This is a genomic window from Agriterribacter sp., assembly GCF_035444585.1.
In the GTDB taxonomy this organism is placed as follows: Bacteria; Bacteroidota; Bacteroidia; order Chitinophagales; family Chitinophagaceae; genus Agriterribacter.
On the sequence record NZ_DAOMOZ010000034.1, the window covers coordinates 1 to 21563 of the forward strand.

The 21563-nt window shown below is 44.7% G+C and carries 27 protein-coding genes and 1 tRNA gene; 13 read left to right on the forward strand and 15 right to left on the reverse strand.

Translation table 11 applies throughout. The features are described 5' to 3' along the window. From PLH26_RS05765 to PLH26_RS05775, 3 genes are all read right to left on the reverse strand, one after another. Positions 1–2204: PVC-type heme-binding CxxCH protein (locus PLH26_RS05765; RefSeq protein WP_324585045.1), on the reverse strand; the 2204-nt coding region annotated here is incomplete at its 3' end. A 111-nt stretch (positions 2205–2315) separates the two neighbouring features. Further along, positions 2316–3443: a Gfo/Idh/MocA family oxidoreductase gene (locus PLH26_RS05770; RefSeq protein WP_324585046.1), complete on the reverse strand. Its 1128-nt coding sequence runs from the start codon at positions 3441–3443 to the stop codon at positions 2316–2318. Between the two features lie 203 nt (positions 3444–3646). After that, positions 3647–4516 (reverse strand): AraC family transcriptional regulator, encoded by an 870-nt coding sequence (locus PLH26_RS05775; RefSeq protein ID WP_324585047.1) that lies wholly within the window; start codon positions 4514–4516, stop codon positions 3647–3649. Between the two features lie 152 nt (positions 4517–4668). On the opposite strand from PLH26_RS05775, the gene PLH26_RS05780 reads away from it, so the two are divergent. Together PLH26_RS05780 and PLH26_RS05785 are read left to right on the forward strand one after the other, a co-directional pair. Beyond that, positions 4669–4914: a YgaP family membrane protein gene (locus PLH26_RS05780; protein ID WP_324585048.1), complete on the forward strand. Its 246-nt coding sequence runs from the start codon at positions 4669–4671 to the stop codon at positions 4912–4914. 16 nt (positions 4915–4930) lie between these two features. Beyond that, positions 4931–5518, forward strand: coding sequence for a Tll0287-like domain-containing protein (locus PLH26_RS05785; protein ID WP_324585049.1), 588 nt, complete (start codon positions 4931–4933; stop codon positions 5516–5518). A gap of 10 nt (positions 5519–5528) precedes the next feature. Here the strand turns inward: PLH26_RS05785 and PLH26_RS05790 are convergent, their stop codons facing one another. From PLH26_RS05790 to PLH26_RS05815, 6 genes are all read right to left on the reverse strand, one after another. Beyond that, positions 5529–6551 carry an ABC transporter permease gene (locus tag PLH26_RS05790; RefSeq protein ID WP_324585050.1) on the reverse strand — a complete coding sequence of 341 codons (1023 nt, stop codon included), beginning with the start codon at positions 6549–6551 and terminating at the stop codon, positions 5529–5531. Further along, positions 6496–7512 (reverse strand): ABC transporter ATP-binding protein, encoded by a 1017-nt coding sequence (locus PLH26_RS05795; protein ID WP_324585051.1) that lies wholly within the window; start codon positions 7510–7512, stop codon positions 6496–6498. The genes PLH26_RS05790 and PLH26_RS05795 overlap by 56 nt, the downstream gene beginning before the upstream one ends. Before the next feature lie 6 nt (positions 7513–7518). Beyond that, complete coding sequence (locus tag PLH26_RS05800; RefSeq protein ID WP_324585052.1) at positions 7519–8385, reverse strand: COG1470 family protein; 867 nt, start codon at positions 8383–8385, stop codon at positions 7519–7521. A 117-nt stretch (positions 8386–8502) separates the two neighbouring features. Further along, complete coding sequence (locus PLH26_RS05805; protein ID WP_324585053.1) at positions 8503–9219, reverse strand: hypothetical protein; 717 nt, start codon at positions 9217–9219, stop codon at positions 8503–8505. Positions 9220–9261: 42 nt separating this feature from the next. Further along, positions 9262–9861 carry a hypothetical protein gene (locus PLH26_RS05810; protein WP_324585054.1) on the reverse strand — a complete coding sequence of 200 codons (600 nt, stop codon included), beginning with the start codon at positions 9859–9861 and terminating at the stop codon, positions 9262–9264. Between the two features lie 31 nt (positions 9862–9892). Next, positions 9893–10717: an inositol monophosphatase family protein gene (locus PLH26_RS05815; RefSeq protein WP_324585055.1), complete on the reverse strand. Its 825-nt coding sequence runs from the start codon at positions 10715–10717 to the stop codon at positions 9893–9895. 123 nt (positions 10718–10840) lie between these two features. Here PLH26_RS05815 and PLH26_RS05820 point away from each other — a divergent pair, with 123 nt between their 5' ends. The 6 genes from PLH26_RS05820 (at position 10841) to PLH26_RS05845 (ending at position 15502) form a co-directional block, all read left to right on the forward strand. Then, entirely contained in the window at positions 10841–11620 is a 780-nt protein-coding gene (locus PLH26_RS05820) for a hypothetical protein (protein WP_324585056.1), read from the forward strand. Positions 11621–11775: 155 nt separating this feature from the next. Then, positions 11776–12117: a KilA-N domain-containing protein gene (locus PLH26_RS05825; protein WP_324585057.1), complete on the forward strand. Its 342-nt coding sequence runs from the start codon at positions 11776–11778 to the stop codon at positions 12115–12117. A gap of 55 nt (positions 12118–12172) precedes the next feature. Next, the gene (locus tag PLH26_RS05830; RefSeq protein WP_324585058.1) at positions 12173–14104 is read left to right on the forward strand and encodes a tetratricopeptide repeat-containing sensor histidine kinase; all 1932 of its coding nucleotides are present in this window, start codon (positions 12173–12175) and stop codon (positions 14102–14104) included. Between the two features lie 10 nt (positions 14105–14114). After that, a complete protein-coding gene (locus tag PLH26_RS05835; protein ID WP_324585059.1) occupies positions 14115–14738 on the forward strand; it encodes a response regulator in 624 nt (207 codons plus the stop codon). Next, a complete protein-coding gene (locus PLH26_RS05840; protein ID WP_324585060.1) occupies positions 14735–15160 on the forward strand; it encodes a DUF6157 family protein in 426 nt (141 codons plus the stop codon). The genes PLH26_RS05835 and PLH26_RS05840 overlap by 4 nt, the downstream gene beginning before the upstream one ends. A gap of 24 nt (positions 15161–15184) precedes the next feature. Then, a complete protein-coding gene (locus PLH26_RS05845; protein WP_324585061.1) occupies positions 15185–15502 on the forward strand; it encodes an MmcQ/YjbR family DNA-binding protein in 318 nt (105 codons plus the stop codon). 95 nt (positions 15503–15597) lie between these two features. On the opposite strand, the gene PLH26_RS05850 is transcribed toward PLH26_RS05845, so the two are convergent. Further along, positions 15598–16131 carry a DUF1697 domain-containing protein gene (locus PLH26_RS05850; protein WP_324585062.1) on the reverse strand — a complete coding sequence of 178 codons (534 nt, stop codon included), beginning with the start codon at positions 16129–16131 and terminating at the stop codon, positions 15598–15600. Between the two features lie 164 nt (positions 16132–16295). Between PLH26_RS05850 and PLH26_RS05855 the strand changes: the two genes are divergently transcribed. From PLH26_RS05855 to PLH26_RS05875, 5 genes are read left to right on the forward strand one after another with little or no spacing between them, the layout of a single operon-like run. After that, positions 16296–16856, forward strand: a complete 561-nt coding sequence (locus PLH26_RS05855) for a hypothetical protein (protein WP_324585063.1) — start codon at positions 16296–16298, stop codon at positions 16854–16856. Positions 16857–16901: 45 nt separating this feature from the next. After that, positions 16902–17219, forward strand: coding sequence for a hypothetical protein (locus PLH26_RS05860; RefSeq protein WP_324585064.1), 318 nt, complete (start codon positions 16902–16904; stop codon positions 17217–17219). A gap of 55 nt (positions 17220–17274) precedes the next feature. Beyond that, positions 17275–17628, forward strand: a complete 354-nt coding sequence (locus PLH26_RS05865) for a hypothetical protein (protein ID WP_324585065.1) — start codon at positions 17275–17277, stop codon at positions 17626–17628. Positions 17629–17632: 4 nt separating this feature from the next. Beyond that, on the forward strand, positions 17633–17860 hold the full coding sequence (locus PLH26_RS05870; protein ID WP_324585066.1) for a nucleoside/nucleotide kinase family protein: 228 nt from the start codon (positions 17633–17635) through the stop codon (positions 17858–17860). Between the two features lie 52 nt (positions 17861–17912). Then, positions 17913–18209: a hypothetical protein gene (locus PLH26_RS05875; protein WP_324585067.1), complete on the forward strand. Its 297-nt coding sequence runs from the start codon at positions 17913–17915 to the stop codon at positions 18207–18209. Here PLH26_RS05875 and PLH26_RS05880 read toward each other — a convergent pair whose 3' ends face one another. From PLH26_RS05880 to PLH26_RS05900, 5 genes are all read right to left on the reverse strand, one after another. Further along, positions 18210–19643, reverse strand: a complete 1434-nt coding sequence (locus PLH26_RS05880) for a sulfatase family protein (RefSeq protein WP_324585068.1) — start codon at positions 19641–19643, stop codon at positions 18210–18212. 412 nt (positions 19644–20055) lie between these two features. Then, the gene (locus PLH26_RS05885; protein WP_324585069.1) at positions 20056–20295 is read right to left on the reverse strand and encodes a hypothetical protein; all 240 of its coding nucleotides are present in this window, start codon (positions 20293–20295) and stop codon (positions 20056–20058) included. Position 20296: 1 nt separating this feature from the next. Beyond that, entirely contained in the window at positions 20297–20755 is a 459-nt protein-coding gene (locus PLH26_RS05890) for a glycoside hydrolase family protein (RefSeq protein WP_324585070.1), read from the reverse strand. 356 nt (positions 20756–21111) lie between these two features. Then, positions 21112–21354: a GIY-YIG nuclease family protein gene (locus PLH26_RS05895; RefSeq protein WP_324585071.1), complete on the reverse strand. Its 243-nt coding sequence runs from the start codon at positions 21352–21354 to the stop codon at positions 21112–21114. A 26-nt stretch (positions 21355–21380) separates the two neighbouring features. Further along, positions 21381–21457: transfer RNA gene (locus PLH26_RS05900), tRNA-Met, on the reverse strand. Positions 21458–21563: the final 106 nt, after the last annotated feature.

Below are 21563 nucleotides of genomic sequence, written 5' to 3' on the forward strand. Positions count from 1 at the left end.
CTAAACGCTTTCAGTCCCTGCAATGTCCATAATGCATGCACTGCAGGTGCATTTAAGCCAATCTCATCAACAGAAGTTTTTTTTATGATCTTATACAATTTATCCACCACCTTTTTATCACCTGCTTCAACCAGCAAACGCTGTGCTGTGGTACGCCAGAACATGTTGGAGCTGCTTAATGCTTCGATCAGTTCATCCGGGTCATTTCTGTGGAGTGATGTTATTTTCTCTCCTTCCGATTTCTTATAGCGGATGCTATAAATGCGCCCCCTGAGCGAATCCCTGATCGGGTTGATATACGCATTGCCCTTTCCGGTTTCATACCCCTGCGGCGTGGGGTTATGCTGGATAATAAAATTATACCAGTCGGCTATCCATACATTCCCGTCGGGGCCAACATCTGCCTGAACGGGGCCAAACCAGTCGTCGGCGCTCGCCACAAAGTTCCACCCGTCTTCACCTTCTTTGAAGGAAGAACCATCGGGTTCAATAATATTGCAATGAATGACCCTGCCGGTAGGCTCGTTTACAAATGCAATCCTGTTCCAGAACGCTTTCGGGTAATTGCGCGCGGTATATAAGCTGTGGCCGGCTGCAGCTGTGAAACCATTATGCACATCTACCTGCCGCAGGTTTTTGGTTGCCACGTGCATCGTGTAATGGCTTTCAATTTTATCAATGCCCGTTTCGCCGCGCTGGCCGGCCATTTCAAAATAACGTTTAGGGATAGTGTACGCTGCACTGTGTGTATTATTGGCTGTAGATATAAAAACATCAAAATCTTCCGAGAAGCCCAATCCCCAGGTATTATTGGAAGTATTGCCCAGGAACTCCAGTTGCTTTCCGTCGGCGGTAAAATGATACAGGCCCTGGCTGAAGCGCATCGTATCTTTACTATCGCCTGTCACTCCTTTGAAGCCGGAATAGCCCACCGTTCCCCATATCGTGTTATCGGGCCCGTAACGGAAATTTGAAGGCCCTGCATGCGTATCAAATGTTCCCCATCCCGAAATGATCTTTTCCCGCACATCCGCTTTGTCATCGCCATCGGTATCTTTCAAAAATAAAAAGTCAGGCGCCTGCGCCACTACTATCCCGCCATTAATAAAAGCAAAGCTGGTAGGTATATTGAGCTTATCGGCAAACACCGTAAATTTATCCGCCCTGCCATCTCCATCTGTATCTTCCAGTATCTTGATCATGTCTTTACCTTCTTCCTTATTGTTGCGTACCATATTCGGATAATCCATGGTTTCCGCTATCCAAAGGCGGCCCCTTTCATCCCAATCCATATGTATAGGCTTGTTGATATCAGGCTCAGCGGCAAACAACTTTATTTCAAATCCTACCGGTACCTGTATCAGCTTCATGGATTGTTCGGGCGATAATGGTTCCTGGAATTGCGGGGGCGGATCACGTTTTTCATAATTGGGCATCCGCGCATCCGTATATGCAGGGTCGGGTGTATCAAACCGGGCCACCAACGCCCCGGCATGATCTCCAACTGCCCACATGATGCCGTTGTATACTAATTTTAAAAAGCCGGGGTTTGTCCAGGTTTTTTCATTATGCCCGTAGGCCGTATAAAAAACCCTGCCCTCTCCATAATGGCGCACCCAGGTATATGGCTCATGGTGATCTCCTTCCACTCTTTCTGTAAGCACTTCTATATTTTTACTGAGCTTATCATGCACATAGGTTTCATCCTCTGTAGAAAAAGCAGGTACATCTTTCATCACAGGATGATCAGGCTTTACAATTACAGCAGTAAAAGAATCGTATTGATGCGTTTTGAACTGCCCGCCGATCATCTCCACCACCTCCGGCGAATTGCGGAAGCACCATGATGCGCAATGGATGGGAATAAATCCTTTACCTGAATTTACATAGCTGAGCAACGCCTTTTCCTGCGGCGCGGTAATGCTGTCATGATTGGCATACAGCAACAGCCCATCGTATAATTTGAGGTCTTCCTGCAAAAGATCATCGGGATTGGTGGTGTAGGTAATATTTATACCCTTCTTAAAATATTCCTGCGAAAGCAGCTCAGCCAGCTTCTCCGAATCGTGGTGCTTGCTTTTATGCCCGAGGAATAATATTTCCAGCCGCCGGGGCTTATCATCTTTCTCCTGTTGTTTGCAGGAATGTAACAGCACAGCTAAAGAAAATGCACAAAGCAGGGATAGAAGGATGTTGCGTTTCATTTGATCATATTTTTTAGTTTGAGCGGTTGCTGCCATCCCTCACAGGGATTACCAAAAAAGAGGAATCGTAGTTCATTCCTCTTAACATACAAACATTCTTATTGTTGTTAATTATGATAAAGTAAAATCCGGCAGCTTAATGATTTCTCCTCCTTTCTTTGCCGACTCGTGCGCCAGGATACCTACACAGGTGATATTGGCAGACTGCCTTGCATTGGGGAACGGCTCTCTTTTTTGAATCAGCGCGCTTACAAATTCATGCACCAGGTGCGGATGTGATCCGCCATGACCTGCGCCCTGCAAAAAAGAAAGGTGCTGGTGCTCATCCGTGTCATATACTCCACCCGTAGTAAAGCGTTGTATAGGCTCCGGCAACAGATGGGCATAATCGGGCGACTCCACTTCCTCCGGAATTTCAGGTTCCGGCCGCTTGGCAGTATGCACTACCAGGGGTTTGCCTTCGATCAATGGCCATTCAACCGATTTTTTTGAACCGTACACTTCAAAGCTTTCGCGGTACTGTCGCGCTGTATCAAACAAAGAGCGGTACACATATGCGCTTAAATCGGAATTCCTGAATTTGATATGTGTGCTCTCCACAGCATAAGGAGCATTATAAAATGAATGCAGCTCTTCCCTTATGGTTCCTGAGCCAAAGCAGGATACATACTCTGCTTCGGCTTTTGTTAATCCCAATACGGGGCCCACGCAATGCGTGGCATAATACATGGGAGGCAATCCCGGCCAATAATTGGGCCATCCATCCATATCCTGCTGGTGACTGGCTTTGAGGAATTGTATCTTTCCCAGCTCTCCCTTTTCATATAACTCCTTCATGAATAAAAATTCCCTGGCATATACCACTGTCTCCATCATCATATAGGTAAGTCCTGTTTCTTTTACCGCCTGCACAATTTGTTTGCATTCTTCCACGGTAGTAGCCATGGGAACGGTACAGGCCACATGCTTCCCGGCCTTCAGCGCCTTTAACGACTGCGCTGCATGATCCGGGATAGGCGTATTGATATGCACGGCATCAATGGCGGGATCTTTCAGTAGCTCATCGTAATCCGTATACCTTTTTTCAATGCCAAAAGCATCTCCTGTTTTATCCAGGTTTTCTTTATTGCGCTGGCAAATGGCATACAGGTGAGTGTTGGGATGACGCTGGTATATAGGAATAAATTCTGCTCCAAAGCCAAGCCCTGTAATGGCAATATTTATTTTTTGTGAAGACATACGGCAATAATATTATATTAGGTTATTAATCGTATATGAACTGCGAAAGGCTCAAAGCCCGGAGAATACAGCATAGCAACCCGGATTGAATTAAAACAATGACGCTAAATTACGGTTATTTGAATTCCGGTGTTTTATTGGATTATGTCCAATACTGACTGTATTTTATCCAGAATATGATAAAAAATAAAAGATCAGGAATATTATAAGGTTGAAAACTGCTCGCGGTATGCTTTTGGCGTCATTTTCATATGCCTTTTAAACTGGCGGTTAAAGTTGGATAAAGTATTGAAGCCGCATGCATAGCTTACCTGGCTGATGGTTTTGTCGTCATCCTCGCTTAGCAATTTGCAGGCATGCCTGATGCGCAGTTCTGTGATAAAATCGGAAAATGATTTGCTGGTTTTTATCCTGAAATACCGGCTGAATGAAGTAGGCGTCATATTAAGCAATGCAGCTGCAGCATCCAGTGTAATGTGCTTCTGGAAATGCCGGGCAGCGTAATTGATCACCAGATTGATGCGCCGGGTTTCCGATTCCTTCAGCTTATAGGCATAATCGGCATTGTGCAGCAAACGGTATTCTTTTGTTTGCGCCATCAATTCCAGCATCTGCAACAGTTGTATGAGGCTTGCTGTACCGTGCTCAGCAATAATGTCTTTCATCATAGTGCCGAGCTGATCAACTGCCTGCCCGTAATATTCAATTCCACGACTTGCTTCTTTAAACAAGCTCCTGATCTGCTGCATTTCGTCCTTTTCAATCAGGTCGCCCATAAAATCGGCCCGGAAATAAATGACCAGCCCGTGTATAAAGTGCTTATTGCGCCTGTCAAAATACATGCCGTCGCTTCGCCATAAATGCGGCACGCCGGGCCCCAGAAAGGTAAGATCTCCCGCATCAAAAGACTGAACCGTATTGCCTATAAAGCGGGTACCTTTCCCTTTTAATACCATAAACAACTGGTATTCGCTGTGCGCATGCCAGGTAGCATCAAAATGTTTTTCTTTCAGCTCTTTTACCACAAATATTTTTGAGGCAGGTATGGATGATTTTTGAAGTGCAAGTTTCATACAAGCGGTTTAAAACCACGTTCATCAAATAAAATAAAGGATTGAAGGTAACATAAGTAACAAAGGGTTTGAGACCAAATGCCGAACTTTACGGAAAACATCGGATCAAAAAATGAACTGATAAGGAATAAGATCTAAAAAAATAAATTACAATGCCACAAACAGCATCTTCTAAAAATGTAGTATGGTTCAGCAGGATCTTAAGGTGGGGGCTGGGAATTGTTTTTATGGCAACCGGCTTTCTGTATTATGCAGAAGGAGGCTGGCCGGTCATAGTATTCGGCGCTGTCTTTTTTGCCACCGGATTTTTTAGTCCCCGGAGATGCACAGACGGAACCTGTAACTTACCGGGTAACAGCGTCTCTTTCAAAGAAAATAACATTCAGACAAAACAATAACCATTTATTCCCGCTAATGAAAAACCTGAACATCTTAATAGCATTGGCAGTTCACCTGATCCTGGCCTCTTGCGGAGAGCCTGCTGCCACTGAACCGGCAAAAACAGACTATACCCATACAGGCGACAGTGTGATCAATGCCACTTTTGATGCGCTCCGCAACGCGCTTACTGCTGCTATGCGCGATAAAGGAGCTGCCGGTGCAGTGGCCTTCTGCAATGAAAAAGCATATGCTATTACTTCCACCTACGCCTCGGGAAATATTATCATTAACCGCGTAGCGGAAAAATACCGCAACCCGCAAAACGCTCCCGACAGCGCGGATGCCCTGCAGTGGCAGAGATTTGCATCGGCAAAGGCAAATGGCGAGCCCCTGCAGCCAGCGCTTGTGGAAGAAAAAAATATTGTTCACTATTATAAGCCTATTTTGCTGCAGCCTGCGTGCGCTGCATGCCACGGCGTGAAAAATAAAGACATTTTGCCACTTGTTCTATCCACTATTGATTCCCTGTATCCACATGACCGGGCAACAGGTTTTGCACCGGGAGACCTGAGAGGGATGTGGAAGGTTTCTTTTGTTCGAAACGCCGGTCGTATCCCCTGAAAAGGTTGAGCTATGTTCTGATCTCCCTGCGCATAAAAAGATAGTAGGTCAACGCAAAGCAAACGGTTGTTGCCGCAAGCAGCCCTGTTACCTGCGGCCATACGATCATCAGGCTTTCCTTAAAAGGCAACGGAGACGGAATAGCCCCTGCCATCTGTTCTATCGTTAAGGGTCCGAGGCTTCTTACAGAAGGCATCAGCAGCGTAGTGGCGGCATCTGTATATAGCTGGCTGGGTGCAAGCCTTAACAAAGACAACAGAAGGTTATTATAGGAAAGCAGGTCTCCGGGTTGCATATAACCGGTTCCCGGAAGCATGGCATTTACTACCAGGTTTACAATGATCCGGTAAAAAACGGTAAAGAACAGCCATATACCGATGATCGTGAGTGCTGAGGTGGCCGCATTTCTGAATTTAACCGATAACAGAATGGAAAGGCTCAGCCAGAAGCCTACATATAAAATGCTCAACACTACAAATGCAAGGATACGGAGTATTTCCGCGGGCTCCGGCAGAACGCCCGTGATGATCATCCCTCCGCCTGTCATCAATAAAGCAAGGCATAGAAATAAAACGCTCACTACAATAAGCGCGCCGCAAAACTTTGCAAGCAACAGGTTATCGCGGTATACCGGTTGTGCTATCAGGCGGGTTAATGTTCCGTTATTCTGTTCCGCGTTTACTGCGTCAAAACCAAGCGCGATCCCCAGTAAGGGGCCCAGGAAACTGATAAAGATATGAAAGGTTGGAAGCGTTCCATCCGATGTGGTGAGCAATTTCAGGTACACAAAAACCCTGTCGGGGTCGTTGATGTTGGCCACGGCCTTATTGATATTGTTCAGGGATACGTATAATGAGCCCAGAAAAGTGAGCACGATCAGGATAAGCATAACCATAAAGCGCCAGCTGCGCACGTGGTCGCCTGTTTCTTTGCGCACCATTATCCTGAACGGGCTTTCCGGTTGTTGCTGCAGGATATTATGCGTTATTCCTTTTGAAAAAAGACCTTTGAAATAAACCAGCGGACCTCTCATTGGAAATATGTTTCGTTTGATTGTTTTCAAAATAACGGTGATAAACTTCATCCAGACCGAATTCCTTTTTGTGCACACCTGTTATATTCAATCCTTTCTGAACGAGAAAGCGAACGATATCCGGCGTAACATCTTCACTGCACGATACTTCCATGCTGCTTTCCCCTATAGTTACATTTCTGATACTTTCCAGGTTCCGGAGCGCTTCAACATGCTCCCCGAAACCGGGAGATGCATCCCGGAACGTGATTTGCACCACATACGATCCTTCTCCGAATAAATTACGGGAAAGCGTTTCCATATTCCCCTCCACCAGCAGTTTGCCGCCTACAAAAATGCCTACGCGGTCGCAAACCTGCTGCACCTGGTGCAATTGATGGGATGACAACAATACGGTAAGCCCCTGTTGACTGCTGAGCCGGTGTATAAGCATTAGAAATTCTTTTATACCGATGGGATCAATGCCCAATGTAGGCTCATCGAGTATGATAACTTCCGGATCCCTGATCAGCACGTCGGCAAGACCAAGCCGTTGTTTCATACCACGGGAGTAGGCAGAAGTCTTTTTGTTCATCTCCCCGCCCAATCCCACTGTTTCCATTGTTGCACGGGCCCGCGATACTATTTCATGTTCTGCTATTCCATTGAGCCTGCCTATATACATCAGGTTTTCAATACCTGTCATACCATCGTAAAAACCCACACTGTCGGGCATATAGCCTACTTTCCGTTTCACTGCAATAGGGTTGCTGGTGGCATTAACACCACACACCCGGGCATTGCCGGCATCTGGTTCTGTTAACCCCAGCATCATCAGTATAGCGGTGGTTTTACCCGCCCCGTTGGGGCCCAGCAAGCCGAATATCTCCCCCCGGTCAATTTTCAGGGAGAGGTTGTCTACCGCCTTTACAGAACCGTAGCACTTCGTCAATCCTTCCAGTTCAATGATAGGATTCTTCATGGTCAATTATCTTCTTCCGTATTTACGAATCAGGTAATATACCATGCCCAGGGCGAGCAATATCACCAGAATACCAATCCATCCCGAAAGCAGCGAAGTTTTTACTGTCATCCGGAATACCGCGTTTGCGGTTGTATAGCTGTTCCCCGCAGTAAAGGTGGTTACATAATCACCTGCAATGGTTTTGTCGGGAACGCTGAGCGTTGCGCTGGCTTCGATTGTCTGACCCGGATCAAGCCTTTCGATCTTTGACGGCTCAAACGTTGCACTCCACTGCGCAGGAGATTTCGCGGAAAGCTCCAGCCCGTCAAGTGGAAGCGAACCTGTATTTTTCAGCACCAGCCGAAGCTGTTTGCTGTGCCCTTCAGTAATATCGTCACTCAGCCGGCCGGTAGGCGTAGTGAGCTCAAGGCTGTAGTTTCCTTTCACTACAGCTTCCAGCTCAATGCGAAGTGAATCGCCGTCGTCGCCAACGGCACTCACAGGGATATTGTACTTACCGGGCTTCGCTATGGGAGAAGCCATCACTTCAAGCGTTATCTCCTGTGTTTTACCCGAATCCAGCCTCACGGCGGTAACCTGGCTCCCGCCCGTGCGAAACAGCGTTATCCAGCCATCCGGTGATCGTACCTGCAACCGGTACACCTGCGTATGGCCACTGCCGTTATATAACGAAGCGTTATAGCGGAAAGGATCTTTTACGGCAGATTCAATATTGATCAGATGGGCCGTAAAAGTGGAGCTCTTTTTAGCACCGCCCGGTTGTGCACGGGAGGAAAAGGTAAATACGGTAATAAGAAGAATAAAAGAAAAAACCGAAAAAACATGAACATGCAGATCGTTTTGACGGAGACAGGGAAATTTCGCTGGCATAGTATTAATAAATGTTTATGATTCATTAATAAAATAATAGCTACATAGAAGCAGATACCGCGAAAATAATAAGCAATGAAAAATAGTTTTGTTAACGATTTTTAAAAAATTATCCGGTTATTCCTCCTCCACGCTAAAACAGGTTTCCGGACTTTTACCCGATTTGTTTTTATAGTTGCGAAGATTGTCTCTGTTTAGCGCTCCTCCTTTCAATATACGAATGATCTTTCCCGGCATTTGCACTGTAGCCGAAAGGTTGACGCTTTCAACGCTATTGTCATCGCCGTAAAAAATATCTCCGTTGGTTTTTATGGTGATCTTCTTATTGTCATCATTCCTGAATACCTGCTCAAAATCTATATCATTACCATACACTATACCACCGATATCAATTACGCGATAGCCCTGGTCCAGCACTATTTTATCTTTTATCTCCTGCCAGCCCGAACGCATGAAAGCAGCGTACTGCTCAAACTCCTCCGGGCTGTATTCTCGTGGCGGCAGATAGAGCATTACCTTTATTTTGTTACTACCTCCCGAAGCCGGCGTATCTGTATAAACACGGGGGGCATCCCCGTAAATATCATCCGAGTAAGGCATTCCCGTATTGGTGGTAAATTCGCTTATGTCAAGCGCTTTCAGCTTTCCCCATTGTATGGTTTGTGAAAGCTTTGTGCTGAACAGCCTCTTTTTTATAATGTTTTTTACTGTTACCGCTTGCCCGTTATAGGTTGTTTCGTATATCATACTGGTTTGGGTATTACAGGAAATGAACAAAAAGGGCAATAGCACCCGAAAACTGCCGGTGAGCGATATCAATTTTATTGAATGCATACGATCATTGTTTTATGAGCACCATTGCGTGACGGCGGCAGCTTATTCAAATGGCGGATATTGAACCGACCTGCCGGCAGAATGGTATTTAGCCAACGGGAGAACATGCCTTTCTGAAATAAGATATTCGTTTACTACAACTACAGTGTCATTATTCGACGCAGGCTCCCATTCATACCATATTGCACCACCTTCTTTAAGTGCATCTCTTTCCATCTTATCTAAAGGAATAACAGCTTTCAGCAACGGCTCCCAGCGCCTTACGCCTGCTGCATAACCGGCTACTTCCTTTTGCAATCCTCCTTCTGTTAATCCCGCAAAACGGGTGGCTAATACAGCGATGGTTCTTTCATTATTTGGCCGGATGGTATTGATAACGCTGTCGGTAACGATACAACCGGTAAATGCAAACCGCATCGAATATTTATATTCAAGATAATGATAAGCTTTGTAGGTGGCGGGGGCGGGTATTATACCCGGAACGATATAAGCAGGCCGTATATCCTCATTCACAACAACAGCATGATCAGTTGCGGGTGCTTCTTTAACTGGTATGCCCGGCTTAATGGTATCGTTATCCACTGCAAACGCCATGTTATGTGCCTGCCGGCAATTGGCCAGCAGCAATGATACTACACACATATACAAACAGGTTTTCAACATGACTATCTTCTTAAAGTTGTTTTGCCAGTTCCATAAATTGCCGGTGGATGAGCGGGTTGCTGCAAAAAAACTCCTCACCGCCAAGCAGTTTTTCTTTGCCGCCGCTGAAATCGGTCACCACCCCGCCGGCCTGCTCTGCTATGCAAACGGATGCGGCTATATCAGGATAATGAAAATGATATCCCATGCTAAAATCCAGTTCACCTCTTGCTACATCGGTGTTAAAGACGCTGATATTTGAAGCTACAGTGTTTACCTGTACAGGGATGTTATACGTGTGCCTGAGTACCCGCACCAGGGGCGCGTAAGGCGTTTCTGTTATTCTTTTTTCAATGAAGCACTGAACATTGCTGCTCTGGCTGGTGAGCAGGCGTTCGTTCACTTTAAGCGCTGTGTTTTCTTCATGTGCGCCGCTCCCCTGCGCAGCGGTGGCCACTCTGATCCTGGATAAGTTAGCAAGGATGCCCATTAGCAGTTCATCGCCTTTTTGCAGCGCTACGCTCACGATCCCGGAGGCCATCGGCTCATTTTGCCAGGGGCTTACCACCCACTTCAGCGTTGTGCCGGGTGGCGGGCTTCCGCTAAACCAAAACCCCGCTTCGGGTACAATAGCTTTCAGTTGATTCTCCAGCAGGGGCCTGATAAAAGTAACGATCTGGTCATTGTGTTGCCGGCGGATAAGATTATGTATCTCAACCTGCCGGTTCGGGTTGCTGTCAGTTACCGTAGATTTTTTGCCGGCCTTTCCCAGCTCATTCCATTTCTCCACAATGGTGAGGTAAATTTTATCATCCAGGTATTCAAATACCCGGTCTGTAATATCTTTGATGTTCATCGTTATAATTTTATGCTTGCGGATACGTTGTCTTTTTAGCTTTTCCCTCAAAATTGAGCATTATGGAACATCCCGGCAATACTGTATATTCAGTATAGAAGGATATAAATTAAAATTGCACTTTTGAACAAAGAGATTACCGGCATGTACGATAGTAAAGCAACGCTTATGGCATTGAGTATATTATCTTTCTTAGGCTTTTCTTCCTGTGGCAACACAAAACCTGTTTACAGCGGTGAATACAATAGCAAAAAAGTGGCGCTTGAAAGCATTGAAAAAAAAGGAGCCGTTACCAATACCATTTCATACCGCCTGCAATTGGGTGATTTAACCCCCGTGATGATTGACGCACAAACTACCGATCTGCGCGGGCGGCCCTACAGTGATTCGATCTTTGGCAGCAGTCCACGCCACTATTTAACGCATAACGATGCTTATGAAAATGAAACAGGGAACGGTCAGGCAGTAGTGCCTACAATGTTGTATATACCTGAAAAAAAGATGAGCAAAGAAGATTTTGAAAAGTATGCTGCATTTTTTTTAAATAAATGGCAGGAAATAGTTGCCGGTATCAATAAGGATCATCCCTATATCAGGCAGCATATTATCGGCGTGGTATATGGCGATAAGGAAAACTTTACAGCAAGGTTCACCGGCGAACATTCCGGCAAAAAAAAGATCCTGACCGTATACCCCGATGGTCGCGTATCTCTTGCAGATGATGACAAGTGGAGACAGGAAAATTACAGCGGACTGTCGCAGGCGGTACAAATGCCGGGGAAGATCCTCTACCTGGATATGAATGTCCAAAACGGCGGATTGACGCGGGAAGCGTTGGGCAGGTTTAAGAATAAAGGAGGTAAAACCGTGGAAGATATCTTTATGGTTGTCCCAAAACCATAAAATTGGGTATGTATTCGCTTTATGTGAGGGGTAGGAAAATAAATGGGATAGGATGATTTTTTAAATTTACGAGCAGTATAATGTAGAACTATGGCAAAAATTACTGTTAAGGATACAGAAATAGTTAAACTGAATCGGCAAAACCCCACTTTTGGATGTCTCCTCAAAAATGGATTGCCGAAACAAATGCAGTAGGAATGACCTCTAAATCGGGCCGTTACGGTGGCGGAACTTATACCCACTCGGATATTGCTTTTAAATTTGCATCGTGGATTTCGGCAGAGTTTGAACTCTATCTGGTAAGAGAATTTAAACGGATGAAAGAAGAAGAACAAAAAATCAATGAATTGATATGTTTGTCTAACATGGAAAATCTGAACGCTGTTTTTATCAACGAAAAAATGCTCCAAAAAGACAGACTGCTAAAGTTGAATCAAATAGCTATTCAACAAATGAGCATACTACAAGATATTGGGAAACGAAAATTACTAAAATAGTAACATCACAGCCACGCTATGAACCGACCGGTATTTTATAAAAATTGACACCACTATGCGGTTCCTGATTATAGTTTTACTCGTAACATTCATACTGTTGTTTTCCTGTAAAGGCAGGCGGGAAAAAACTGTTCCTGTATATGAAAAAAAGATTACAGACACCGTACAGGTAATACTTAGAAAGGCTCACTCAGAAAGATCCGTAAATCATAAAGCTGCGTTGGGTGGTTATTTAGAAGCAATTTCGCAGGCGAAAGAGCTAAAAGATGATGCCGGTCTGGTAGCAGCCTATCGCAATGCCGTATTCACGTCGGGAGTTTTGATGAAAGCATATGACAGGGCTTTGGCATTATCAGATGATGCCATAGCTTTTGCCAGGCAATCAGGCGATGCCAATACCCTCTGTGATATGTACAGTATGCGGGCGCTGGTATTCCAGGTGAAAGGTGACATGGATTCGGCAACAGTGGTATACAAAACTGCGCTTAAATACATGGAGGAAGATGCGGCACCGGATCCGGTAAAGAACTGGCCTTTGTATCTCAACATGGCGGATCTGTACAGCGCACAGGGCAATCAGTCTATAGCCATTGAATACACCAATATGTATCTTGAAAAATACGCGTTAAAAATAAAAGATACGGGCCGTATGGTTACGGCATATAACAACCTGAGCGCTTATTATACCAGGCTGGGCGATACTGCCAGTGCCAACAGGAATATCCTGAAGAGTTATTACTGGATGCGGCACATGCCGGCACACATGAATGCCGATGCCGTTTATTCCAATATGCTGAATATGTACAACACCAAAAAGATGTACGATTCTGCGCTTTTTTTCTGCCGGAAGCGGCTTGAACTGAACAGGAATTTGCAAGACAGCACAGGTATTGCCATATCATACAGCAGCATGATGGAAACAGCATGGGAAAGTAAAAATAAAACACTTGCGCAGCAGGTTTTAGATGAGCACAATCCTTATACTTTTCTGGCAAGTGATGCACAATTGCCCCTGCAGGACAGGAAGCCGCTTTTTGACGGTTATTACAGGATGTACAGGTTGCTGGGTGATGATAAAAATGCGTATTTCTTTTTACGATCGGCTTATGAATCCAGCAGCAGCTTAAGGAAAATGGAACTGAACAAAGAGCTGGAAAAGTATGAGCTGGAACGCAAAAAAGTGATGCAGGAAAATGTGATCCTGTCCAAGCAGTTGCAGCTTAACAGGAAGAATACGACCATCCTCCTCCTTATTGCCACGAGTCTTCTCCTGGTGATGACAAGCGGCGGAGTGCTGCTGTGGTACCGGCGCAGGCTCGATGCCCATCATAGAAAAATTGAGCTGCTGGAAAAAGAAGGAGAGTGGAATAAAACAAAAGCCATGCTGGAAGGACAGCTCGAAGAACGCAACCGGATCAGCCGTGAGCTGCACGACGACCTGGGCACATCGCTTACATCCATTGCCCTGGCAAGCGGCATGGCAAAGTCCAAAAGTAATATGGCAGATGAAGAAATGGATCTTATTTCTTCTTCAGCGCAGAACATGATTGATACGCTCAACGAAATAGTATGGAGTCTCAACAGCCGCAACGACAGCCTTTTCGGACTGATCGCTTATATCCGAAAATTTGCCTCGGGGTTCCTCGATAAAGCCGGCATCCGACTGGAAGTGCAGGAAAACCTGCCAGTGCAGGACAGGACAGTATCCAGTAAAAGCCGCAGGGCGGTATATCTTACGGCAAAAGAAGCTTTTAATAATATCGTAAAGCACAGCAGCGCCACAAAGGCATACTTATATGTTCAGGCAAATGATGATAAGCTTACCCTGATAATCCGTGACAACGGAAAAGGCATGGGGCAGGAAAGCAGGAACGGGGGTGGCGGGAACGGGATCGCCAATATGCAAAAAAACATGGCAATGGTGAACGGCAGTTGTATCATAAATGAAGAGAACGGTGTAACTGTAACCATTACCTCAACTATTTAATTGAATGAACATGACCATCGTTGTAATGATCGTAGAAGATGATAAACGCCTTCAGCAATTGCTTGTGAGCATAATCAAAAGTGATGAAAACTATATTTGTGCCGGCGTATGCAGCACCGCGGAAGAAGCGCTGACCGCCATCCCGGAAGTGTTGCCCGATGTGGTATTAATGGATATTGCCCTTCCCGGCATGGACGGAATAGCGTGTGTGCGAAAACTGAAGCCGCTGTGCCCCGGTGTGGAATTTATGATGTGTACGATTTACGACGAAGACGAAAAAGTATTTGACGCGCTGGAAGCAGGCGCCAATTCTTATATTTTAAAAAGCACCGGACCTCAGGAAATGCTTGCAGCCATCGCCGACCTTTCCGGAGGCGGTAGCCCTATGAGCAGCGATATCGCCCGGAAAGTGGTGCAGCGTATCCAGCGAAAGACAGACGTGAAAAAAGAATTCGGTATCACCCCGCGTGAAGAAGATATACTGCGATTGCTGGCAAAGGGATTTATTTATAAGGAAGTGGCGGATCAATTGTCTATCAGCGTGAAAACAATGAAAAAGCATATTTACAATATTTATGAGAAGATGCATGTGCACAGTAAGGTGGAGGCCGTAAATAAATACCTGGGGCAATGACAAAGGAAAAAATACATACTACGAATTACTTCGACACTTTCATTGAAGTTGCGGAAGACACAAAAGTAACCTGTGGAACCAGGCCGGCTTCAAAAGCAGACAAGAAAACCATTGCCGAAATGCAATATGAAATGCTGGTGCACAACCCTTACCAATTCACATCAGACGATATACTTTTCCAGGTATTTGCCGACAGGAACGATTTGAAAAAAGCGGAATACAGGCAGGCAAGACAAAAGTTTTTCTCAAAAGGTCAACCTTGTTTCAGAGCATCGCCCCTGACAAAAACCTATGGTTTTGGCGTTCACGCCGACAACAATGGGAAAATGGCAATATTCGGAAGGGAAACAGAACAATATAAAAAATTTCAGCACGACCCCAAATTAAAAAAAGTGAAGGCAATGCGAACGTCTAAAAAATGACAGCAATGGAAACACAACAATCATATGACCAAAAATGATTTCTTTGACCTGACGCTTTCGTTTCAGGGAACAACAACACAGCCCCATTTTGAAAGAGTAGGATTTAAAATAATCCATAAAAGGATGTTTGCGACTTACCTTGAGAGAGACAATTCCGCGAACATTTTTTTGACCCCTGAAGAACAACGTATTTTTTGCAAAATGAGCAAAAGCATTTTCCCGGTCCCAAATAAATGGGGAGAGAAAGGCGCTACCACTTTTTTACTCGATAAAGTTCCGGGAGAAATTGTTTCGGAAGCCCTTTTGTCTGCATACAATGCCATCATAAAACCTAAAAAGTAAAATGCTACTTGTCCTTTTCTAACAATAGTAAAAAAACCTTTGATAGAAGGCGCAGCGGATGCTTAAGCGTTCGTATTTCTTGATTTCTTAGTGGTTCACCCATCGCATTTCGCCAGTATTTTTTCCAGTGTATTCACATTCCTGTTGGTGATAAAATGTTTGGCGGCCACCTTGTTCATGTATTTTCCAAAAGCACTGTCGAGCGTATTGCCTTTGAGCACACGCCAGTAAACAACACTTTCACCTGCTTTTACCTCCTCAATCTTTTTATCCGGATTACCGCAATCCTTTACGAGATTTTTTTCAAATCCGCTCTCGGTAAAAACAACATACCGATGAAAGTCTGTAGTAAGATTTTTAAACGGAAAGGCTTCCAGAATATTCCGTAATTGCTCCGGTGTGATAACCAATACTTTTGCGGGATAATGATAAGCTGCCGTTAATTCAGCTTCTATCCTGTTTTGCAGCTTTGCAATATTCCTTTCTTTGGAATCAATTACCACATTGCCTGTTTGCAGGATGGTCTGCACATTTCGATGGCCGTTCTTTTCAAAGCAGGACTTCAGCTCCGCCATTTTAATGGTTCGGCCACCAACATTCACGCCACGCAAAAGAATAATGTATTGCATAACAATGAAGGTATAAAATTATGCCTGTTTATATCTTAGTCCGTCGAAGTTGGGCGCATTTCAAATTTTCTGCATTACCGGAATGAGCTACTACCAAAGTAGTATGGTCTGTCAAAATCAGGCATTGTATATTTGAAGAAATCAGGCGTCAATATGCAAAACCGATGAAGCCGGCAGTAATATATCGCAAAAGCAATAGCGCAGGCACTTTCCCCGTTATTTTCATGGTGATATTGTTATGCAGCGCAAAAGCAATATATGCGCAACAGGTAAAAAATACCCGGAGCATTGACTCAGTAGTAGCTGCTATTGACCGGCACAACTGGACAAAAACGGACACGACATCTCGTGAGGTTTCTTTAGAAGGAGGTTTTGCAGTTCGCTATTATCACAATGATCAGTTGCAAAAGATCGCTGCCACCCTTTACGGGGAAACCTACCGCGAGGAAAAAACCTATTATCTGTCGGGCAGGACGTTGCTGTTTGTGCTGGAAAAAACCTGGCGCTACAACCGCCCGGTAACCTACGACTCTGCAAGTATGAAAGTCAATAACGACAACGAAGCTTTTGACCCGGAGAAATCCACTGTGCTGGAGCAGAAAAATTATTTCAGCAACGGGCATCTTTTTCGCAGGGTGGATGAAACCGGCGCCGTTATTACCACCCGTCTTTATGCGGAAGAGCAAAGAATAATTCGTGATTTTAAAAACAACCTTTTGAATTAGCTGCAGTTCTTACAACTGCTGTGCCACGCTTCAACCATACCAAAAATGAGACCAATAGAACCCGTTAAAAAAACAAAACCGAGAGCCGCTATTATAATTATTCTTTTAGGGCTTTCCCCCCTCATACCGGTAATATTAGCTTCCATTGGCGGTGCGTGCCTTGGCTGCCCGGTTAACGAAGCCGGCAGCAGCAAATGCATCCGGTGGGGCATTGACTTTAGTGAAACATTATCTACCATGATGATGATGGGATGGCTGCTCATTTATACTATTCCTTTGGCAGGTATCTCGTTACTGATCAGGCAAATATTTATTCATCGCAAGCAGCTTCATAAGGATACCGCCCGCGAACAACAGTTGTGATCTTTCTTATTGCGTTAAACAATAAAGTGCATGGCCGTATTGAATAAAAATACTTTTGTTTTCATATCCTGCCCGCTCTTGTCGTGTACGCATCTTAACCGGGAAGCTGTATTCACGTCTCATTGCGGTGAACATACTTTGTATTTGGAAAAGATCTGTTCCGGAGAAGGTAAATGCTATAGAAATTGCTCCTGACGGCAGTATCGTTCATATTAATAAAGACAGGGGAATTATTTTCCGCTCCACCAACGGACTCGGTGAAAGCGTGGCACCGGGAAGCAGAATAGCTATTGAAGATACCAACCAGCTCACGATGCAACAAATAAAAACTTACCGCAACATTAAAACAGGACGCAGCATAACCGATGACTTTATTCTTTATTACGATCTTCATTTCAAATCAAGATAAAAGCATGATAAAGCAGCTTACACCCGGGTACAGGGAGGTACTGCTCGCCGACTGTGATGCATGGAAGCTGTTCCGGCAAAAAGAATCCGATCTGATTGAAGCGCTGGCAAAAGAACAATATTCAGGCGGCGGAAGCGTGCAATCTAATATTATCCGGAGCCGTAAGTCCGGGAGTATAAAAAGCCGGGCAATTGTAATGTTTACCTATTATGATACAATACTGAAATACTGAACAGGTAGCATTGTAACGCTTTGCATCATTATTATCTTTTAAAGCAGAGCTCATGACGAAGGATTATAACAATATGCACTTGGTCATTGCCAGCGTGCAGTTCCGGCAACCGGGCATAGATCATTATAAGGCTTATTCCGGGGAAATGAAAGTGAATGGATCGAACCGTTTCCCTCCCACCAATGAGCTGAAGCCATCTTTCTTTATGCCGGTATACATTTACGGGGTGCCGGCTCAGGGCAAAGACCTGAGCTTTAATATTGCCCTGGCAGACCTGATCCCTTATCCAAAGCAGGGAGAAGACCGGACAAGAAATTATGTGGCGCTGTTCAAAATAATGCAGAAATAATTAATTGCCGTCGGCTTGATTCGGCGCATTGAAGCCTCCCCATAAATCTCCCTCCGTCAGGTTATCACCATACTGCTTCATTTGATTTAATAATAGAGCTTTAAGTTCTTCTGCTTTTTTTTCGTATTGTTTCTTTCCCCACAGATCATTACGCTCATAAGGATCATTATTCAGGTCAAATAGCTCCAGTCGCGTTTCACCTTTTACACGGTAGACAATTAGTTTCCAGTTATCTTCTGTCCTTATACCTCTCTGAAAATCCCGGTACAAATAATATACAGCTTTACGTGTTGCCTGCTTTTGGCCGCTTATTATGGGCTGCAGGTTTTCACTTTCTACAGAAGCCGGCTTTTTTACTCCCGTGTATGCTAATACAGTAGGAGTGATATCCGGCAGATATACCAATGCAGCCAGCCGCTTATTTGCCGGCACCGAAGGCCCGCAAAAAATGAGCGGAACACGTACGCTGTTGTCATATAAATTTTGTTTGCCCAGCAGCCCGTGATTCCCTACTGACAAGCCATTGTCGCCGGCAAAAACGATCAGGGTGTTTTCATAAATATTCTTTTCCTTAAGCGCTGCAATGATCTCTCCTACGCGACTGTCCATTTCCGTTATCATAGCATAATATTTTGTAACCTCTTCCTTCACTGCCTTTTTTTCCCGCGGATGAGGCAATAACAGCTCATCCCTTATTTGCAGCTCTCCGTTATCGAATTTCGGATCAGGTAAATAAGCCGGAGGCAAAGCTATTGTATCGGCCTTGTACAAGGACCGAAATGCTGCCGGCGGCGTGCGTGGATCATGAGGAGAAGTAAAAGGGACATATAAAAAGAAAGGCTGATCCCTGTTGTAGTTATTTATAAAATTTACAGCCGCTTCAGTGTAATAAATACTTGAAAACCGAGTACCAGTCCACTCTTTGTTTTTAGGATATGCTCCCGATGGATCAAAATGATTAAGTACGGGTGAGAAGTGCCCTCCCTTATCAGGGTTATGCATACCTCCGAAAAAGATATTTTCACCGCCGCTAAAAGAACGGTGAAAAGAACCTTTATCGCTATGCCATTTCCCGGTTGCAAATGTGAAATACCCAGCCCGCCGCAACATTTCGGGTAGCGTAGGGGTTGTTTCCGGAATTTTATAACCGTCACTGGTCAGATGGTTGGCAAATGTTCCGGTAAGTGCCATAGCTCTGCTGGGGGCACATATAGCCCCCTGGTGGCCACCCATTATGTGAGCCCGCGTAAAAGTAGTACCATGGCTTACAAGATAGTCGAGATTAGGCGTCAGGATTTGTTTATTACCCAATGCATGAATGGTATTATAAGCCTGATCATCTGAAAGTATAAACACAATGTTCAAACGCTTCTGTTGTGCAAGGCAGTTAATTGCTATAAGAAGAAAGAAAGGAAAAGAAAGAAATCTATTCATGATATTGATGTTGGTTGTCCGTAATTTGTAAATGTTCTTTACCGAAAGCACCCGTTGTTTCCTGGCATTTCAGAACCGGCCCATCCCTACCCAGGTGCTTAGAACTTTTATAACGATTACCATTAAAGCAGTTTTTAAGCAACGTAATGATTTTTTATATCCGGCTTCTTTGTATATAACGGGGCGCTTCACCCATTCTCTGTGTTCAGAAGGTGTCATCAAAAAAGGAAACCTCCCAAAGCAACAATTACCGACCAGGATAATACCGTGATGTCTTTTTTTTGCATAACGATTGTTTTGTGTTACCGGCGTCAGTTCCCTGTTCACCTGTTGTTGCGTCGCTCTCTTGTACGCCGGAAGCACTGTTGAGCCATGCAATACAAATGCAGCACGCTGTTTATATCAGGCGCTATTATAATGTTGTCAATTCAATATCTCTGAAACGGGCTGATCCGTCGTTCACAAAAAAGCCCCAGTTCCCTTCCGGAAGATCATAAGCGCGAAAATCCATAGCAACCCTGTCATTCACATATACTATTCCTATACTGCCGTCAACAAAAACTTCCATTGATACAGGGGAACCGGCTTTCAACTCCACATAGCGCTCCAGCTCTATCATCTGATTGAATACGCTGTTCTTCCGCGGCCACATATCAAATACGAGCCTGCATCGGTTTACCTTTTGCTACCAGGTGATGGTTATGACCGGTATAAAATATATGGCAGGTATTGTTCGCCTTTAGTGCGCTCCCCGTGAAAATAGACAGGTCCTGTTCCTCCTTCGTACCTCGCGGGATCACTTCTCCATGCTCTTCATAGTGTACAAAATCGGTGGTAGATAGGCGATACCACGGAACGCCTTCCCCGTGCTTTTCAGCATTGCGCCAGTCTAACAGGTAGAATAGCTGGAATTTCCCCTCTGCATATAAAGGGATGAAATCCCCCGCCCATGCATTTTCGGGCCTGTAAAAAAATTCCCTGGCCGGCGGCGGAATGTTTTTTTCACTACCCGGCTGAATAGTCCCATGTCCATTCCCGGGAAGATCTTTTGCAAGGTTTCCCGCAATAAAGGGAAACATACCTGATGCACGCAGAAAGTCTTTTCTTTTCATATAGCATTGTTTAGTTTCTGTAACACAAATTTTCAATGCAGACTCATCATATCTTAACATGATTATATTTTGAACCAAGCACAGATCAGTAGCTACGAACGATTTCTCACTAACAAGTTAGATTGAAAAATTAAAACATCCCTCACAAAATAATCTAAAAGAATATGAACCGTTCCCGTGAAAGTTGCGTGCGCCGTTCGGAACTATATAGTATGCAGAAGCTTTTACAGAAATTAAAAAACGGCAACCTGCACGTGCTGCCGTTTGATTTTTTTGTGGATTTTTCCCACAAAGAAAAAATGTAGCGGGGATGGGAGTTGAACCCCAGTCCGCCGCGGCGGATATGAATCCTGCGCTCAATGAGCTATTTTTCTAATAAAGTCTCTTCCTACTCCGCTTTTCAACCATTTCTCATAAACCATCGCCTCTTGTTGAGTAATAAATTCCTTGCTGTAAATTAGCACCCAGGGACGGTATCGGGCTGTCCAGTCTTTTCCAAAATGATTGTGCGACAACAGGCGATTGGTTAGATCGGACGTGTAGCCGGTGTAATGTTTACCGAATGTGGAGGAATATAAAACGTACACAGTGTATTTCATATAGCAGGAAAGCTCCGTATGGAGCTTGGTAGCGGGATGGGGAGTTGAACCCCAGACCTCAGGGTTATGAATCCTGCGCTCTAACCGCCTGAGCTACCCCGCCTATTAAAAAATTCTTTTTACTAATGTTAAACCCCAGTCCGCCCGCGGCGGATATGAATCCTGCGCTCTAACCGCCTGAGCTACCCCGCCTATTAAAAAATTCTTTT

Coding starts and splice junctions, on each gene's coding strand:
- PLH26_RS05770 (WP_324585046.1), bottom strand. CDS start 3,443: ATGTCTTCACAAAAAATAAATATTGCCATTACAGGGCTTGGCTTTGGA.
- PLH26_RS05775 (WP_324585047.1), bottom strand. CDS start 4,516: ATGAAACTTGCACTTCAAAAATCATCCATACCTGCCTCAAAAATATTT.
- PLH26_RS05780 (WP_324585048.1), top strand. CDS start 4,669: ATGCCACAAACAGCATCTTCTAAAAATGTAGTATGGTTCAGCAGGATC.
- PLH26_RS05785 (WP_324585049.1), top strand. CDS start 4,931: ATGAAAAACCTGAACATCTTAATAGCATTGGCAGTTCACCTGATCCTG.
- PLH26_RS05790 (WP_324585050.1), bottom strand. CDS start 6,551: ATGAGAGGTCCGCTGGTTTATTTCAAAGGTCTTTTTTCAAAAGGAATA.
- PLH26_RS05795 (WP_324585051.1), bottom strand. CDS start 7,512: ATGAAGAATCCTATCATTGAACTGGAAGGATTGACGAAGTGCTACGGT.
- PLH26_RS05800 (WP_324585052.1), bottom strand. CDS start 8,385: ATGCCAGCGAAATTTCCCTGTCTCCGTCAAAACGATCTGCATGTTCAT.
- PLH26_RS05805 (WP_324585053.1), bottom strand. CDS start 9,219: ATGCATTCAATAAAATTGATATCGCTCACCGGCAGTTTTCGGGTGCTA.
- PLH26_RS05810 (WP_324585054.1), bottom strand. CDS start 9,861: ATGTGTGTAGTATCATTGCTGCTGGCCAATTGCCGGCAGGCACATAAC.
- PLH26_RS05815 (WP_324585055.1), bottom strand. CDS start 10,717: ATGAACATCAAAGATATTACAGACCGGGTATTTGAATACCTGGATGAT.
- PLH26_RS05825 (WP_324585057.1), top strand. CDS start 11,776: ATGTCTCCTCAAAAATGGATTGCCGAAACAAATGCAGTAGGAATGACC.
- PLH26_RS05830 (WP_324585058.1), top strand. CDS start 12,173: ATGCGGTTCCTGATTATAGTTTTACTCGTAACATTCATACTGTTGTTT.
- PLH26_RS05835 (WP_324585059.1), top strand. CDS start 14,115: ATGACCATCGTTGTAATGATCGTAGAAGATGATAAACGCCTTCAGCAA.
- PLH26_RS05840 (WP_324585060.1), top strand. CDS start 14,735: ATGACAAAGGAAAAAATACATACTACGAATTACTTCGACACTTTCATT.
- PLH26_RS05845 (WP_324585061.1), top strand. CDS start 15,185: ATGACCAAAAATGATTTCTTTGACCTGACGCTTTCGTTTCAGGGAACA.
- PLH26_RS05850 (WP_324585062.1), bottom strand. CDS start 16,131: ATGCAATACATTATTCTTTTGCGTGGCGTGAATGTTGGTGGCCGAACC.
- PLH26_RS05855 (WP_324585063.1), top strand. CDS start 16,296: ATGAAGCCGGCAGTAATATATCGCAAAAGCAATAGCGCAGGCACTTTC.
- PLH26_RS05860 (WP_324585064.1), top strand. CDS start 16,902: ATGAGACCAATAGAACCCGTTAAAAAAACAAAACCGAGAGCCGCTATT.
- PLH26_RS05870 (WP_324585066.1), top strand. CDS start 17,633: ATGATAAAGCAGCTTACACCCGGGTACAGGGAGGTACTGCTCGCCGAC.
- PLH26_RS05875 (WP_324585067.1), top strand. CDS start 17,913: ATGACGAAGGATTATAACAATATGCACTTGGTCATTGCCAGCGTGCAG.
- PLH26_RS05880 (WP_324585068.1), bottom strand. CDS start 19,643: ATGAATAGATTTCTTTCTTTTCCTTTCTTTCTTCTTATAGCAATTAAC.
- PLH26_RS05885 (WP_324585069.1), bottom strand. CDS start 20,295: ATGTGGCCGCGGAAGAACAGCGTATTCAATCAGATGATAGAGCTGGAG.
- PLH26_RS05890 (WP_324585070.1), bottom strand. CDS start 20,755: ATGAAAAGAAAAGACTTTCTGCGTGCATCAGGTATGTTTCCCTTTATT.
- PLH26_RS05895 (WP_324585071.1), bottom strand. CDS start 21,354: ATGAAATACACTGTGTACGTTTTATATTCCTCCACATTCGGTAAACAT.